Raw genomic sequence first — 15,342 nt, forward strand, 5'->3', positions numbered from 1 at the left:
CCGCTGGCCTTGATAGTTTAGAGGTTGTGTCCTCGCAGCTCGTCCTCGCCGATGCCCCGACCACCAAGGACGTCCTGACGTTCGTCGGGCGGGCCGGCCGCATCTCCGACGAGGGCGTCCGACTGCAGGCGACCGGGGGAGTCCTCGCGCTCTCCGCCGCTGCGCTCGCACCGCAGGGCCTCTTCGACCAGACGCCGACGGTGCTCGGCATGCGAGTGGTCCATGCGGATCCGGAGCTCGTCTGCGACATCGTCGTCGCCTCCCTCACCGCGACCGATGACGAGCGGGTGCTCGATCTGCCCGAGACCGGACTCTCGCCCGCCTGGGCCGGCATCGCTCCTCCGCGCGGCGAGTGGGAGCGGATAGGAAGCGTCGCGGCATCCGTCGTCGCGCAGCGCGCGCAGTGGGGCATCAGCGCTGTCGCCCGTGGGGCGACCGACGGCGCGGGTGAGGAGGCCGTGCGAGCGCTCCGCGCCGCGATATGGGGCGAGCCGGAAGACGACCTGCTCGGTCTCCCGAGAGGCGTCGCCTTCGCCGCCGACGCGTTCGGGTTCATCTCCGGCGAGGAGGACGTCGCCGTGATGCGCTCCGGACGCTGGACGCGGCTCGCGTTTCGCCGGGGACACGTGCTGACGCGCGGACCCGCCGCGATCGGACTCACGGCGGTGCGCGGGACGGGCACCGCCGACTGACGGGGCGGTCCGCGCTGACGTCAGCGCGACGCCGCTCTGCCCGCCTGACGGCCCGAGAAGAGGCAGCCTCCGAGGAACGTGCCCTCGAGAGCACGATAACCGTGCACGCCGCCGCCTCCGAAGCCGCTCGCCTCTCCGGCCGCGAACAGGCCGGGGATCGGGGAGCCGTCGCCGTCGAGTGCTCGACCGTCGAGGTCGGTGGTGATCCCGCCCAAGGACTTGCGTGTGAGCACGTGGAGCTTCACGGCGACCATCGGACCCGCGGCAGGATCCTGAAGACGATGCGGCGCTGCTGTGCGAATGAGACGATCGCCGCGATAGCCGCGCATCGAGCGCAGCATCCCGATCTGCGCATCCTTGGTGAAGTCGTTCTCCATCTCGAGATCGCGCGCGACGATCTCGCGACGGACCCGATCGAGATCGAGGAGTTCGCCACCGGGATGCTGCCGCATCTGCTCGAGCAGCGACTCCAGGTCGTTCTCGACGATGAAGTCCGCACCCTCGTCGAGGAACGCCTGCACGGGGCCGGTCGGTCCCTTCGCCAAGCGCGACCGCAGGAGCAGACCGACATCCTTCCCGGTCAGGTCCGGGTTCTGCTCGCTGCCCGAGAGCGCGAACTCCTTCTCCACGATCTGTCGGGAGGTGACGAACCAGGAGTGGTCGTGTCCGGTGCGACGCAGGTGTGCGAGCGTGCCGAGGGTGTCGAACCCCGGGAAGAGGGGAACGGGCAGCCGCGCGCCGGTGGCGTCGAGCCACAGCGAGGACGGACCCGGCAGGATCCGGATGCCGTGCGACGGCCACACCGGGTCCCAGTTGGTGATGCCCTCGACGTAATGCCACATGCGGTCGCCGTTGATCAGTCGAGCGCCGGCGGCCGCGCTCACGGACTGCATCGATCCGTCCACATAGGCGGGGACCCCCGTGAGCATGTGGTCGGGCGGAGTGCCGAGTCGAGAGGGCCAGGCAGCCCGCACGAGGTCGTGGTTGCCGCCGATCCCGCCGGAACTCACGATCGTGGCGCCTGCGGTGATCTCGAAGTCGCCGATCACCTCGCGTGAGGATTCGACGCCTCGCTCCGACGCGCTCGAAGCGAGAATGCTGCCGCGCGCGCCGGTGACGACGCCGTCCGTCACGACGAGCTCGGTCACCCGATGACGGGCGAGGACGGTGAGGTGACCGTCGCGCTCGCCCTGCTCGACGGCCACGGTGAACGGCGCGACGATGCCCGGCCCTGTGCCCCACGTGATATGGAACCTCGGGACGGAGTTGCCGGGGCCGAGCGCGCCGTATCCGCCGCGCTCGGCCCACCCGACGACCGGGAAGAAGCCGACTCCGCGCTCACGCAGCCAGGCGCGCTTCTCGCCGGCGGCGAACTGCAGGTACGCCTCCGCCCAGCGGCGCGGCCACTCGTCCTCCGGCCGGTCGAAGCCGGCGGTGCCGAACCAGTCCTGCGTGGCGAGGTCGAGCGAATCGCGAATGCCCATCCGCCGCTGCTCGGGGGAGTCGACGAAGAACAGGCCGCCGAACGACCACCACGCCTGCCCGCCGAGGTTGGTGCGCGGCTCCTGGTCGACGATGACGACACGTCTCCCTGCAGCCAGGGCTTCGCCCGCGGCCACGAGGCCGGCGAGACCCCATCCGATCACCAGGACGTCTGCGGACAGGGTCTTCTTCGTCATGTGCTCTCCGTTGATTCCTGACGCGATCGGGTCTCGAGCGTGGGGCGGCCGTCGGCGGACGTGCCGATGCCGCGGGGCTCGAACGAGTTCACCATCGCATACGCAGCTCGCTCCAGGTAGTCCCAGAGCGTCGATTCGTGCAGGGGCGACAACTGCGCCTCGTCCACGGCCGTGCGCATGTGCCGGAGCCAACGATCGCGCGCGTCGGGGTCGACATGGAAGGGCATGTGCCGCATCCGCAGTCGAGGGTGACCTCGCGTCTCGCCGTAGGTCGTCGGACCGCCCCAATACTGCTCGAGGAACAGCAGCAGCCGCTCCTCTGCCGGGCCCAGGTCCTCCTCCGGGTACATCGCCTTGAGCACGGGGTCGAGCGCGACCTCGCGGTAGAAGACCGAGACGATCTTCGCGAAGGTCTCTCGCCCGCCGACCTCGTCGTAGAAGGTCACTTCTGGGTGCTCCCGTCGTCGTTCTGCTGCTTCTTGCGCCGCCAGATCCCGCGGTCGGGGATGACGGGCACCCCCGTGACCGCGTTCGGACGCGTCTTCGGCGGGTTGGCGCCGCGCACCCGCCTCGCGCCGTCGAGACCGGTGGGGACGATGGTCGCCATGCTCGGCAGGGCGATCTCCTTCTCGAGCAGCGCCGCGCGGAGTCGCTTGCGCAGCTCCTGCGCCACGTCGTCCTTCGCGTTGGCGCGCGCCTTGATGACGATCCGCACGACGAGCGCCTCGCCGCCGATCGACTCGAGGCCCCACAGCTCGGGTTTCTCGATGATGCGCGTCCGCCACTTCGGATCCTTCGCCAGCCCCTGAGCGGTCTCCAGCATGACCTGCTCGACCTCGTCGAGGTCGGCGTCGAGGGGCACTCCGATGTCGATGATCGCGCGAGCCCACCCCTGCGACATGTTGCCGATCCGGGTCACCTCGCCGTTGCGGACGTACCAGAGCGTGCCGTTGACGTCGCGCACCTGCGTGATGCGGACGCTCACGTACTCGACCACGCCGGACGCGAGGCCGAGGTCGACGACGTCTCCGATGCCGATCTGGTCCTCCGCGACGATGAACATTCCGTTCAGGACGTCCTTGACGATGTTCTGGGCGCCGAAGCCGAGACCGGCGCCGACCGCCGCGGTGAGCAGCGTCAGCGACCCCAGCAGGCTGTTGTCGAGCGCATTGACCACGAGCACCACGGCGATCACGACCAGCATGACGTTGACGATGTTCTGCAGGATGGTGCCGAGGGTGCGGGTGCGTTGCACGAGTCGCATGTCGGCGAGCGGCGAGCGTTCCAAGGCCTGGGTGTCGTCGACCGAGGCCTTGTTCTTCGCGGTGTCGACGATCCGGTGCACGACGCGGCGGATGACCACGCGGAGCACGAGGGCTATGAGGACGCACGCGATGATGATGATCGCGACGTTGAGCGCTTTCATCCCGACGTCGCCGAGGACGCGCAGGAACTCGGTCCACTCCGGGGAGAGAGCCGGTTCTTCGGGCGGGGGAGTGACTTGGGAAGGCAGGGGGATCATCCCCTCCAGGGTAGCGAGAAGGCCTCAGCGCGGGCTGGAAGCGCCGCACTGAGGCCTTCGCTCAGCCGGGTATCAGTCGTCTGCGTCGCGCGACTGCGCGGCGAGTGCGCGCTCGACGTCGGCGAGGTTCTCCATCACGAGGCGACGCAGAGCGGGCGCCGCGTCCTGGTGCTCGGAGAGCCAGGCGCGCGTGGCGTCGCGGAGGGCCACATCGGCGATCGCCGTCGGGAACAGACCCACGACGAGGTACTGCGCGATCTGATACGTCCGCGAGTCCCAGATCGGCACCAGCATGTCGAAGTACGGCTGCACGAACTCGCGGAGCGACTCGACGCCGGCCGGGTGCACGAACCCGAGCGCAGCGGAGCGGACGATGGTGTTCGGCGCGTCGTCGCGCTCGATCAGCGACGCCCACGCGGCACGCTTCGAGTCGAGGTCAGGAAGCGCGGCGCGAGCCTGTGCGGCGAACTCCGCGCCCTTCGCCGTGTTGTCGGCGGCCAGTGCGGCGTCGATCGCCGCGGCATCCGTCGCTCCGATGGTCGCGAGTCCCACGAGCAGCTGCCAGTTCAGGTCGGCGTCGATCTCGAGGCCCGGCAGAGTCTCCTCGCCGGAGCGGAGCCGGCCGACGATGCCCGCGTGCTCGGGAGTGACGAGCGAGCTCGCGAACGCGGTCACGAACTGCAGCTGGCTGTCGCTGCCCGACTCCGCACCCTCGGCGAGGGTCCACAGGCCGTCTGCGACCTTCTGGCGTGCCGCTTCGCGCTGCTCGGGGGCCACGTACAGGGTCGCCGCGGTGCGAAGCTGCGCGAGCGTGGTGCGTACGGTCGTCGACTCGGTCTCGCGGCCGATGTTGCCGAGCACGAGGTCGATGTAGTCCGACGCCGCCGTCTCGGCATCCCGAGTCTGGTCCCAGGCCGCACCCCACACGAGCGAGCGCGGGAGCGGCTCGCTGATGTCGGCGAGGTGGGCGATCGCGGTCGCCAGCGAGCGCTCGTCGAGTCGGATCTTCGCGTAGGCGAGGTCGTTGTCGTTCAGGAGCACCAGGTCGGGACGCTTGAGCCCCTGCAGCTCGGGCACCTCGGTGCGGTCGCCGTCGACGTCGACCTCGACGTAGTGCACCCTGACCAGCGCGCCGTCCTGCAGCGAGTAGAAGCCGATGCCCAGGCGGTGCGGGCGGATCGTCGGATAGTCGGCCGGCGCCGTCTGCGTCACGGCGAAGCGCGAGATGGTGCCGTCGGAGTCCTCGACGATGAAGGGCTCGAGCGTATTGACGCCGGCCGTCTCCAGCCACTTCTTCGACCAGGTGCTCAGCTCGCGACCGCTGGTGGCCTCGAGCTCGGTGAGCAGGTCGCTGAGCTCGGTGTTGCCCCAGGAGTGCTTCTGGAAGTACTGCGAGACGCCGGCGAAGAACTGCTCGATGCCGACCCAGGCCGCGAGCTGCTTGAGGACGGATCCGCCCTTCGCGTAGGTGATGCCGTCGAAGTTGACCTGCACGTCCTCGAGATCGTTGATCTCGGCGACGATGGGGTGCGTCGACGGCAGCTGGTCCTGCCGGTACGCCCAGGTCTTCTCCATCGCGTTGAACGTTGTCCACGCCTCGGTCCACTCGGTGGCCTCGGCGGTCGCGATGGTCGACGCCCACTCGGCGAACGACTCGTTCAGCCAGAGATCGTTCCACCACTTCATCGTGACGAGGTCGCCGAACCACATGTGAGCGAGCTCGTGCAGGATCGTGACGACGCGGCGCTCCTTCACCGCATCCGTCACCTTGCTGCGGAACACGTAGGTCTCGGTGAAGGTGACGGCGCCCGCGTTCTCCATGGCGCCCGCGTTGAACTCCGGGACGAAGAGCTGGTCGTACTTCGCGAACGGGTACGGGACTCCGAACTTCGACTCGAAGTAGGCGAAGCCCTCGCGGGTCTTGTCGAAGATGTAGTCGGCGTCGAGGTGCTGCCACAGGCTCTTGCGTCCGTAGACGCCGAGCGGGATGACGCGGCCGGAGGCGCTCGTGAGCTCCGAGAACGTCGACTCGTAGGGACCCGCGATCAGTGCGGTGATGTACGAGGAGATACGAGGGGTGGGCTCGAAGCCCCACGTGGCGATCGTGCTGTCGTCGTGCAGGATCGGCTCGGGCGTGGGGGAGTTCGAGACGACCTTCCACGCGGCGGGTGCCGTGACCGTGAACTGGAACGTCGCCTTGAGATCGGGCTGCTCGAAGACGGCGAAGACGCGACGGGAGTCGGGGACCTCGAACTGCGAGTACAGGTAGACCTCGCCGTCGACCGGATCGACGAACCGGTGCAGTCCCTCGCCGGTGTTCGTGTAGAGGCAGTCGGCGTCGACGACCAGCACGTTCTCGGCCTGCAGGCCGGAGAGGGCGATGCGCGAGTCGGCGAAGACCTCTTCGGGGTCGAGCTGCTCGCCGTTGAGCGAGATCTCACGCACCTCGCGTGCGATCAGGTCGATGAAGGTGAAGCTCTCCGGCGTCGCGGTGAAGCGCACCACGCTGCGGGAACCGAAGACCTCGGCGCCCTTGGTGAGGTCGAGCGACACCTCGTACGACTGGGTGTCGATGACGTCGCGGCGCTCCTGCGCTTCGATACGGGTGAGGTTCTCTCCAGGCACAGCTGTACTCCCAGGGGTGAGGGGATGTCACCGCAACCCGGCGCAGTTGGCGCCCACGGCAACCATGACAGCCTACGCCAGCATCCCGGCCTGTCTCACGTCCGGGAGGTGAAAGGATGGAGGGGTGACTGCGATCGAGCCGAACACCGTCCCCTTTGCCTCAGCCGCCGCCGCGAGCGGAGCACCTTTCGTGACCACCCCGGTCGCGTACGACGGCATCCTGCTCGCGGGCTTCGGAGGCCCCGAGGGGCAGGACGACGTCATCCCGTTCCTGCGCAACGTGACCCGCGGTCGCGGCATCCCCGACGAGCGGCTCGAGGAGGTCGCGCACCACTACCGCCACTTCGGCGGCGTGAGCCCGATCAACGGCCAGAACCGCATCCTGAAGGAGGCGCTGGAAGCCGAGCTGGAGCGGCGCGGCATCGATCTGCCCGTGTACTGGGGCAACCGCAACTGGAGCCCGTATCTGGAGGAGGTCGTGACCGAGGCGGCGGACGCCGGTCACACGACCCTCCTCGCGTTCGCGACGAGCGCGTACAGCTCCTTCTCGAGCTGCCGCCAGTACCGCGAGGATTTCGCCCGGGTACTGCAGGAGACGGGGCTCGGCAAGACGGTGACGATCGACAAGATCCGCCCCTTCTACGACCACCCCGGATTCGTGGAGTCGTTCGAGACGGGTGTGCGCGAGGCCGTCGAGTCGTTCCTCGCTCAGGGCATCGCGGCATCCGACATCCAGATCCTCTTCTCCACCCACAGCATCCCCACGGAGGACGCGCAGCGCTCCGGCGCCCGCGACATCGACTGGGGCGAAGGGGGAGCGTACGCCGCGCAGCACCTCGCGGTCGCCGCCTGGGTCATGGATCGAGTCCGAGCGACGATCCCCGCCGCGGCCGACGTCTCGTGGGAGCTCGTCTACCAGTCGCGCTCGGGACCCGCCTCCCAGCCGTGGCTCGAGCCGGACGTGTGCGACGTGATCGCCGAGCTTCCGTCGCGCGGGCGCACGGCGGTCGCGGTCGTCCCCGTGGGCTTCATGAGCGATCACATGGAGGTGCTGTGGGACCTCGACACCGAGGCCGCCGAAGCCGCGGAGGAAGCGGGACTGGCATTCACCCGCACGCCGACACCTGGTGTCGCGCCGTCCTTCGTCGCCGGCATCGTCGACCTGATCGAAGAGCGCCTCGAAGGGCGTCCCAACGAGCAGCGTCCGCACGTCACCTCGCTCCCCGGCGGTTTCGACGTCTGCCGACCGGGATGCTGCGAGAACATCCGCGCGGGATTCAAGCCGGCCGCGGCCGGCGTCGCACCGTGATGCCGCGTGTCAGCGCCCGATCCTAGGATGGGAGCCATGCGCATCCACATCGCCACCGATCACGCCGGCCTCGACTTCTCGACGCAGTTGCAGGACCACCTGCGCACGGCGGGGCACGAGGTCGTCGATCACGGTCCGGTCGAATACGACGCACTCGACGACTACCCGGCCTTCTGCATCCGCGCAGCTCAGGCGGTGGTGGCCGACCAGGCCGCCGGCGTCGAGACGCTCGGAGTGGTGTTCGGAGGTTCGGGCAACGGCGAGCAGATCGCCGCGAACAAGGTCGAGGGGGTGCGCGCCGCGCTCGTCTGGAACACATCGACGGCAGAGCTCGCGCGTCAGCACAACGACGCCAACGTGATCTCGATCGGTGCGCGTCAGCACACCTTCGACGAGGTGACGTCGTTCATCGACACCTTCATCGCCACGCCGTTCTCGGACGAGGAGCGCCACGTGCGTCGCATCGCTCAGATCGCCGACTTCGAGCGCGACGGGTCGCTGCTGCCGGATCCGCGGGCCTGAGATGCCCGAGGGTCATTCCGTCCATCGGATCGCGCGACAGTTCGACCGCAACTTCGTCGGCAAGACCATGTCGGCGTCGAGTCCGCAGGGCCGGTTCGCCGAGGGCGCTGCCGTCCTCGACGGTCGCGAGGCCGTGAGCGTCCAGGCGGTCGGCAAGCAGATGTTCCTCGAGGCCGAGGGCGACGTCTGGCTGCGTGTGCACCTCGGGCTCTACGGCGCGTGGGACTTCGCAGGCGAGATCGTCGTCGACCCGACGATCGCTTCCGCCAACGGCCGGATGGGACAGACCAATCAGCGCGGCACCGTTCTCGACGATCCGATCCTCGACGATGCGGGCGAGAACTCGCTGTCGTCGATCGGCGCTCCGCGTCGCACGCGCGTGCACGTCCGCATGTCGGAACAGACCAAGGGGCTCGGTGAGGCTTCGGACGAGGATCTCGTCGAGTGGCCGCCCCCGGTCGTCGGACAGGTGCGCCTGCGCCTCATGACCGACATCACGGCCGCCGACCTGCGCGGACCGACCGCGTGCGTGCTGCAGACCCCGGATGAGGTGCTGGCGACGATCGCCAAGCTCGGCCCGGATCCGCTCGTCGGCGACCCGGTCGAGAACGAGGAGCGATTCGTGCGCGCCGTGCGCAAGACGCAGACCGTGATCGCCCTCCTGCTCATGGACCAGTCGGTCGTCAGCGGCATCGGGAACGTCTACCGCGCCGAGATGCTGTTCCGGCAGCGGCTGAATCCGCACACCCCCGGCAAGCGGGTGCCAGAGGACGTCGTACGCGCGCTCTGGCGCGACTGGGTGCGTCTGCTGGCGATCGGCGTCGAGACCGGCCAGATGATGACGATGGACGACCTGTCGCCCGAGGCCTACCGCGCAGCGATGGCGAGTCGCGACGACCGTCACTGGGTCTACCACCGTGCAGGACTTCCGTGTCGCGTCTGCGGCACCGAGATAGCCCTCGAGGAGATCGGCGCCCGGAAGCTCTACTGGTGCCCTCGCTGCCAGGCGTGACGCCGCGGTCCTAGGCTGGGAGGATGCGTCAGAATCCCAGCTTCACCCTCGCCGACGTCGAGGAGATCCGTCGTGTCGTCGACGCGAATCCGTGGGCGACGATCGTCAGCCACGGCCCGGACGGGCTCGTCTCGTCGCACTACGTGGTCCTGCTCGACGAGGACCGCGACGACCTGACGATCGTCGGTCACGTCGGTCGTCCGGACGACCTGATCCACGGCATGGGAGAGCGCGAGCTGCTGGTCATCTTCCAGGGGCCGCACGGGTACATCTCGCCGGGGTGGTACGGCGATGTGCAGGCGGTTCCCACCTGGAACTACACGGCCGTGCACCTCGCCGGGATCCCGGAGATCCTCTCCGACGAGGAGAACCTCGCCGTGCTCGACCGGCTCGTCGACCGGTTCGAAGGGCGTATGCCGGACCCCCGCCGCATGTGGGAGCGTCCCAACGATCCGGCGTTCGTCACCCGCCTCGCCTCGGGCACCGTGGGGTTCCGGCTCACCCCGCGCCGAGTCGTCGCGAAGCGCAAACTGAGCCAGAACAAGCCGGCTGAGACGGTGGATGCCGTGATCGAGGCACTGGAGAGCGGCGGGCCGTACGCGCACCCCGAGCTCGCCGCCGAGATGCGCCGGGCCCGAGACGCTCGCACAGGCGCTGCGCGGTGAGCGCGAACGGCGAGGTCGTCGGCACAGTCACCTCGGTGCGGATCGCCGGCCCCGGTCGCGAGTTCCTCATCGACGACGAACCCGTCGACGTGTTTCTCGACGGTGGGCGGATCGCCGACATCGCCCCGGTGGGCGCGCTGCCGACCCGGGGCGAGGTGCTCGACGGTGACGGGGCCTGGGTCGTGCCGGGACTCTGGGACAACCACGTGCACACCGTGCAGTGGGCGCTGGAGTCGCAGCGAACGCCGCTGGGCGACGCAGCCTCCGCGGCAGAGGCGGCCCGCATCATGTCGCGGGCGGTGCCGCTGCCCGACGGACGTCGCGTCGGCAGCGGGTTTCGCGACGCTCTGTGGCCCGACAAGCCGAGTCTCGCTCTGCTCGACGCGGCGACGGGCAGCGTGCCCGCCTACCTGATCAACGCGGACGTCCACAGCACCTGGCTGAACTCGGCCGCTCTGCGTCGGGAGGGGTTCGATGCCGCCGACGGCGTGCTGCGCGAGGCCGATGCGTTCGAGATCTCGCGTCGCCTGAACGCCGCCGATCCTGCCCACAGCGATCGCGCGGTCGCACAGGCCGGCGCGCAGGCCGCGTCTCGCGGTGTCACCGGCCTGGTCGACTTCGACATGGCCTGGAACGCGGATGCGTGGCCTCGTCGAGTACAGGCGGGGTTCTCTGCGCATCGGGTCGAGTTCGCCGTCTATCCCTTCGACCTCGCGCGTGCCATCGCAGCTGGCCTGCGCACGGGCGAGGTCCATGAGCTGGCCGACGCGCCCGAGGCGGGTCGCGGTCTCATCCATGTCGGTCCGCTGAAGATCATCAGCGACGGGTCGCTCGGCACCCGCACCGCCGCCTGCTCGCACGCCTACCCCGACGACCCGGAGAACTACGGAGTGCTCACCGTTCCCCCGGCGGAGCTGACGGAGCTGCTGACGACCGCGACGGGTGCGGGGTTGGCGGTCGCCGTGCACGCCATCGGCGACCGAGCGGTGACCGCCGCGCTCGATGCGTTCACAACGAGCGGCGCCGTCGGCACGATCGAGCACGCGCAGCTGGTGCGTCACGCTGACCTCGCTCGGTTCGGTCGGCTCGGGGTCATCGCCAGCGTGCAGCCGCAGCACGCGCTCGACGATCGCGACATCGTCGGTACGCACTGGTCGTCGCAGACCTCGATCGGCTATCCGCTCAGAGCCCTGCAGGACGCAGGGGTGGAGCTGCGGTTCGGCTCGGACGCACCGGTCGCGCCTCTGGATCCGTGGCAGGCCATCTCGGCGGCCGTCGCGCGGACGGACGACGAGCGGGCGCCATGGCACCCCGAGGAGGCTCTGCGATTCGACGAAGCGCTCGGTGCGAGCGTTCGGTCGTCGACGCGACCGGGCGAGGTCGCCGACCTCGTGTTGTGCGGTGCCGATCCTCGCTCCGCCGACGGAAAGACGCTGCGCAGGATGCCGATCGTCGCGACGCTTCTCGGCGGACGTCTCACACACCGCGGCTGAAGGGGGTCGCGGCTCGCCCGTGCGAACGAGGAGGGGCACCGGGATCGCTCCCGGTGCCCCTCCTCGTTGACAGTGCGATTACGCGGCGATGTGCGAGACGAGGAACCAGCGGTCCTTCTCGAGGCCGCGCATGATCTCGATCGCGACGTCCTGGCTCGTCAGATCGACCTCATCGAGGCCGTCGATCGCGGCCTTCAGGTCGACGAGGATCGCGTCGATGTCGGTGATGACCGCGCGGACCAGCTCATCGGACTGCGTGAAGCCGGCCGGCACGGAGGTGTCGCCTGCCTTGCCCGCGACGGTGTTGACGCGTGCGTCGATCGGCAGTCCGAGGGCGACGATGCGCTCCGCGGCGGTGTCGGCGAAGTCGCCGGCGTGGGCGACGATCGTGTCGAGCAGCTCGTGCACGCCGACGAAGTTCGCGCCGCGGACGTGCCAGTGCGCCTGCTTGCCGTTGATCGTGAGGGCCTGGAGGCCGAGGACGACGGGGGAGAGGAACTGGGCGGCTGCGGCCGCGACGGTCGGGTCGCTGGCGGTGGTGGGAACGGTCTGTGCCTTGCTCATCGTGACTCCTCCGGAGTTGATTCTTCTGCCTGGTGAAGACAACGCTACTCGTCTGGAATCATTCCGCAAGCAAGCACAGGCTGGGCTTACTGCCCCGGAATCACGCGGAAAATCGAGCCTGTGAGGGTAGTCTCGCCTCATGAGCATCGCAGCCGGAGCTTCCGTCCTCGCCCTCGGCGACAAGACCCCGTCGATCGCCCAGGCCACGTTCGTCGCCGAGGGGGCCCGTGTGGTGGGGGACGTGCGGATCGAGCCCGGCGCGAGCGTCTGGTACAACGCCGTGCTCCGCGCCGACTCGGCGCAGATCTCCGTCGGCGCGGGGAGCAACGTGCAGGACAACGTCTCGATCCACGTGGATGCCGGACATCCCGTGCGGATCGGCGCGAAGGTGTCGATCGGGCACAACGCCGTCGTCCACGGATGCACGATCGGCGACGGCTCGCTGATCGGCATGGGCGCGGTGGTGCTGAGCGGCGCGGTGATTGGACCGGGGTGCCTGATCGCCGGCGGTGCCGTGGTGCTGAGCGGCACCGAGGTGCCGGAGGGCTCGCTCGTCGCCGGCGTCCCGGCGAAAGTGCGCAGGTCACTCACCGAGGACGAGCGTGAGGGGCTGATCGCGAACGCCGACATCTATCTCGGTCACCTGCGGACGCACGAGGACGCGACCCCGGCCTGAGAGGCTCGACCGCTAGGCTTGTGCCTACGGGGCGGTGGCCAAGCTGGTTAAGGCAGTGGGCTCATAACCCAACGATCGCGGGTTCAAGTCCCGCCCGCCCTACCGTTGAATCCGCGCACAGGCGAGCGTGTCAAGCCCTTGTCGCCGGAAACGAAGCCCTGACACTCTGAGGAACGGAACGACCGGCTCACCTGCCCGGTTCGTCCGGAATCTAGGAGGCATCATGACCATCGGCACCGGCGTCGTGCTCTTCGTGATCGGGGCGATCCTCGTGTTCGCCCTCAACATCCAGGTGGACTGGGTCAACCTCGACATGGTCGGTTACATCCTGATGGCGGCGGGCGCACTCGTCTTCATCATCGGGCTGATCCTGCTGGTCGCCCGTCGCGGTCGCCGCGACACCGTCGTCGAGCGAGATGTGATCTGACGCGGACGGAGTCGGTTGCGGACTCAGTCCGCTGCGGACTCGAGCGCCCCGGGGCCGGTCTCGATCGGCTCCGGGGTTTCGAGGTGCTCGTCGACGAGCGTGATTCCGCCGCTGGAGTTGGCGGAGTGTGCGAGGTCCTCGATCCATCGACGGCTGAGCTCGGGTGCCTCCGGGTCCTGGAAGACGAAGCGCAACGGGATCGACGGGTGCAGCCAGATCGTCGAGCGTCCGCTCGGCTGACCGTCCGGGTGACGCCAGGAGACGGTGAAGCTCTCGTTGCGCCGGAGTTTCGTGGCGACGACGACCTTCAGGTGCGCGAGCGCTCGGTCGTCGATCTGGATCGGCTCGGAGTCGCCGTAGTACAGAGAACCCATGCCTCAAAATCTAAGCTGTCGCGAAAGCCCGGCCGCGCCGCGGCGATGCGCCACGCCACGAGAGCGAACAGGGTTTTCGCTCCATGTCATCTCCTGTGCTTGCCGGCCGTCACCGACGGAAGCACGCCGAACGCCTCGCGGTAGGCCGCTGCGAAGCGCGACGGATGGGCGAATCCCCAGCGTCGGGCTATCGCAGCCACGGTCGTCGGCACCCCCGAGCGGAGTTCGCGGTGAGCCCCGTCGAGGCGCGCCTGTCGCAGGCACTCGGCCGGCGTGACATCGAGCGCACGCCGGAATGCGTACTGCAGTCCGCGCGTGGAGATGTGCACCGAGGCCGCCACATCGTCGATCGTGATCGGTCGGTGCGCGTTCTCGGCGATGTACGCGAGCGCCCGACGCACCGTCGCGGGTGCCGGCGCGGTCTGCGGGGAGCGGGAGCGCCTGCTCAGAATCGTCGTAGAGAACGACGACAGCGTGGTCGTCGCTGCGTGCCGGGCGAGCTCCGCGCGAAGCAGCACGTCTCCATCCTCCAGCTCCTGAATGCTGCGCTCGACGTAGTCGAACATCCGGTCCCATGCCGCCGCCGCGGCGGCCGTGGAGGGCGAGAGGTCGGTGACGTGGAGGGCCATGGTGTCGTCGCCGGTGATACGGCGCCCGAGCTGCTCGAGCGGCTCACGGTCGAAGATCAGTGCGGTGACGCGGACGCTCTCGTCCCAGTGCGCGTGCACGCGTGGTCCGTCGGTCAGCCAGGGACGCGCGGGGTCGAGATCCGACCTGTCGGAATGCAGGCGGACGCCGGCCCCATCGACGCGACAGGCCAGGAACTGATCCTGAGGCTCAGCCGTGGAGTGGACGCGAGCGGCGAGGTCGTAGCGAACCACGCTCATTCCGGGAAGCACTTCGGAGTGCCAGTCGAAGCGGAAGCGCTGAGGGTCGACGTCGTGCAGTTTCGCCGAGGGAACGTACTGCTGCCAGGTCTCTTCGACTCGGGCCACGTCACGGGTGTGGAAACGCACGGGGGAGATCCTCTCTCAGGGGCGCTCTGCGGGGGCGCACCGGCCATGACCCGTCGATGGTGTCTTCGGGATCGATGCGGCCGATGCGGATGAAGTAGTCGGTGAGGCTCGCGGCCTGGGAGCGGGCCCAGCCGATCTGCCTCTCATGAAGCTCGGAGAGCGTCACGGGAAGCACGAACTGACGGGCCAGCGCCTGGGCGATGCGACCGGCCGCGACGGCATCGGCGGAAGCATCGTGCGCGTCCTCGAGTGGCACCGCGTAGTGCGCTGCGACGACTTGCAACGTGCGCTTACCGGGCCGATATCGATCATAAGCCTTGTCGATGACAAGGGGGTCGATGACGGGGGAGGGGTTCTTGAGCGCAGGGATGCCGTGACGTCTGGCCTCGTGCGCGAGCAGGGAGAAGTCGTAGGAGGCGTTGTAGGCGACGATGGGCACTCCCTGCGAGAGCAGCGATGCGAGGGCTGATGAGACCTGCGTCACTACTTCGAGCGCGGGACGACCGTGAGTCTGCGCATGCGCGGTCGTGATCCCGTGCACAGCGGTCGCTCCGTCCGGAATCGGGATGCCGGGGTCGGCCATCCAGTTCCGGGCCGCGATCTCCACACCGCGAGCGTCGAGCAGACCGATGTGCGCGGTCACGATGCGATCGTGCTCGACGTCGACCCCGGTCGTCTCGAGGTCGAACACCCCGACGCGCGTGATCCACTCGGGGAGCGGGGCGTCGCGGGGCATGGGATCACGGTAGAGCCGGGCACCGACATC

The 15,342-nt window shown here is 68.9% G+C and carries 16 protein-coding genes and 1 tRNA gene; 9 read left to right on the plus strand and 8 right to left on the minus strand.

Annotated features, from left to right (window positions below; genetic code table 11):
• Nucleotides 1–26 precede the first annotated feature (26 nt).
• Nucleotides 27–692, plus strand: a complete 666-nt coding sequence (locus AUC47_RS15190; protein WP_096716017.1) for a hypothetical protein — start codon at nt 27–29, stop codon at nt 690–692.
• 20 nt (nt 693–712) lie between these two features.
• On the opposite strand, the gene AUC47_RS15195 is transcribed toward AUC47_RS15190, so the two are convergent.
• The 4 genes from AUC47_RS15195 to pepN form a co-directional block, all read right to left on the minus strand.
• Nucleotides 713–2,371, minus strand: coding sequence for an FAD-binding dehydrogenase (locus AUC47_RS15195; protein ID WP_096716018.1), 1,659 nt, complete (start codon nt 2,369–2,371; stop codon nt 713–715).
• Complete coding sequence (locus AUC47_RS15200) at nt 2,368–2,817, minus strand: globin (protein ID WP_096716019.1); 450 nt, start codon at nt 2,815–2,817, stop codon at nt 2,368–2,370. The genes AUC47_RS15195 and AUC47_RS15200 overlap by 4 nt, the downstream gene beginning before the upstream one ends.
• Complete coding sequence (locus AUC47_RS15205; protein WP_096716020.1) at nt 2,814–3,893, minus strand: mechanosensitive ion channel family protein; 1,080 nt, start codon at nt 3,891–3,893, stop codon at nt 2,814–2,816. Before AUC47_RS15205 ends, AUC47_RS15200 begins: the two co-directional genes overlap by 4 nt.
• Nucleotides 3,894–3,965: 72 nt before the next feature.
• Nucleotides 3,966–6,518: an aminopeptidase N gene (pepN, locus tag AUC47_RS15210; protein ID WP_096716021.1), complete on the minus strand. Its 2,553-nt coding sequence runs from the start codon at nt 6,516–6,518 to the stop codon at nt 3,966–3,968.
• Between the two features lie 124 nt (nt 6,519–6,642).
• Here pepN and AUC47_RS15215 point away from each other — a divergent pair, with 124 nt between their 5' ends.
• Genes AUC47_RS15215 through AUC47_RS15235 form a run of 5 tightly spaced genes read left to right on the plus strand, consistent with a single transcriptional unit; the run spans nt 6,643 to nt 11,519 of the window.
• Complete coding sequence (locus AUC47_RS15215; protein ID WP_096716022.1) at nt 6,643–7,827, plus strand: ferrochelatase; 1,185 nt, start codon at nt 6,643–6,645, stop codon at nt 7,825–7,827.
• 36 nt (nt 7,828–7,863) lie between these two features.
• The gene (locus tag AUC47_RS15220) at nt 7,864–8,349 is read left to right on the plus strand and encodes a ribose-5-phosphate isomerase (protein ID WP_096716023.1); all 486 of its coding nucleotides are present in this window, start codon (nt 7,864–7,866) and stop codon (nt 8,347–8,349) included.
• A 1-nt stretch (nt 8,350) separates the two neighbouring features.
• Nucleotides 8,351–9,361: an Fpg/Nei family DNA glycosylase gene (locus AUC47_RS15225; protein WP_096716024.1), complete on the plus strand. Its 1,011-nt coding sequence runs from the start codon at nt 8,351–8,353 to the stop codon at nt 9,359–9,361.
• A gap of 23 nt (nt 9,362–9,384) precedes the next feature.
• Complete coding sequence (locus tag AUC47_RS15230) at nt 9,385–10,026, plus strand: FMN-binding negative transcriptional regulator (RefSeq protein WP_096716025.1); 642 nt, start codon at nt 9,385–9,387, stop codon at nt 10,024–10,026.
• Nucleotides 10,023–11,519, plus strand: a complete 1,497-nt coding sequence (locus AUC47_RS15235; RefSeq protein ID WP_096716026.1) for an amidohydrolase — start codon at nt 10,023–10,025, stop codon at nt 11,517–11,519. The genes AUC47_RS15230 and AUC47_RS15235 overlap by 4 nt, the downstream gene beginning before the upstream one ends.
• A gap of 78 nt (nt 11,520–11,597) precedes the next feature.
• On the opposite strand, the gene AUC47_RS15240 is transcribed toward AUC47_RS15235, so the two are convergent.
• A complete protein-coding gene (locus tag AUC47_RS15240; RefSeq protein ID WP_096716027.1) occupies nt 11,598–12,083 on the minus strand; it encodes a Dps family protein in 486 nt (161 codons plus the stop codon).
• A gap of 139 nt (nt 12,084–12,222) precedes the next feature.
• Here AUC47_RS15240 and AUC47_RS15245 point away from each other — a divergent pair, with 139 nt between their 5' ends.
• The 3 genes from AUC47_RS15245 to AUC47_RS15255 all read left to right on the plus strand — a co-directional run bounded on the left by AUC47_RS15245 (nt 12,223) and on the right by AUC47_RS15255 (nt 13,186).
• Complete coding sequence (locus tag AUC47_RS15245) at nt 12,223–12,759, plus strand: gamma carbonic anhydrase family protein (protein ID WP_096716028.1); 537 nt, start codon at nt 12,223–12,225, stop codon at nt 12,757–12,759.
• A 28-nt stretch (nt 12,760–12,787) separates the two neighbouring features.
• Nucleotides 12,788–12,861: transfer RNA gene (locus AUC47_RS15250), tRNA-Ile, on the plus strand.
• Between the two features lie 121 nt (nt 12,862–12,982).
• The gene (locus AUC47_RS15255) at nt 12,983–13,186 is read left to right on the plus strand and encodes a DUF6458 family protein (protein ID WP_096716029.1); all 204 of its coding nucleotides are present in this window, start codon (nt 12,983–12,985) and stop codon (nt 13,184–13,186) included.
• Between the two features lie 23 nt (nt 13,187–13,209).
• Here the strand turns inward: AUC47_RS15255 and AUC47_RS15260 are convergent, their stop codons facing one another.
• From AUC47_RS15260 to AUC47_RS15270, 3 genes are all read right to left on the minus strand, one after another.
• Nucleotides 13,210–13,560, minus strand: coding sequence for a DUF7882 family protein (locus AUC47_RS15260; protein ID WP_096716030.1), 351 nt, complete (start codon nt 13,558–13,560; stop codon nt 13,210–13,212).
• A gap of 86 nt (nt 13,561–13,646) precedes the next feature.
• Nucleotides 13,647–14,576, minus strand: coding sequence for a helix-turn-helix transcriptional regulator (locus AUC47_RS15265; protein WP_096716031.1), 930 nt, complete (start codon nt 14,574–14,576; stop codon nt 13,647–13,649).
• Nucleotides 14,557–15,312: a 3'-5' exonuclease gene (locus AUC47_RS15270; RefSeq protein ID WP_096716157.1), complete on the minus strand. Its 756-nt coding sequence runs from the start codon at nt 15,310–15,312 to the stop codon at nt 14,557–14,559. Before AUC47_RS15270 ends, AUC47_RS15265 begins: the two co-directional genes overlap by 20 nt.
• Nucleotides 15,313–15,342: the final 30 nt, after the last annotated feature.

This window comes from Microbacterium sp. SZ1 (assembly GCF_002362255.1).
Classification (GTDB): Bacteria; Actinomycetota; Actinomycetes; order Actinomycetales; family Microbacteriaceae; genus Microbacterium.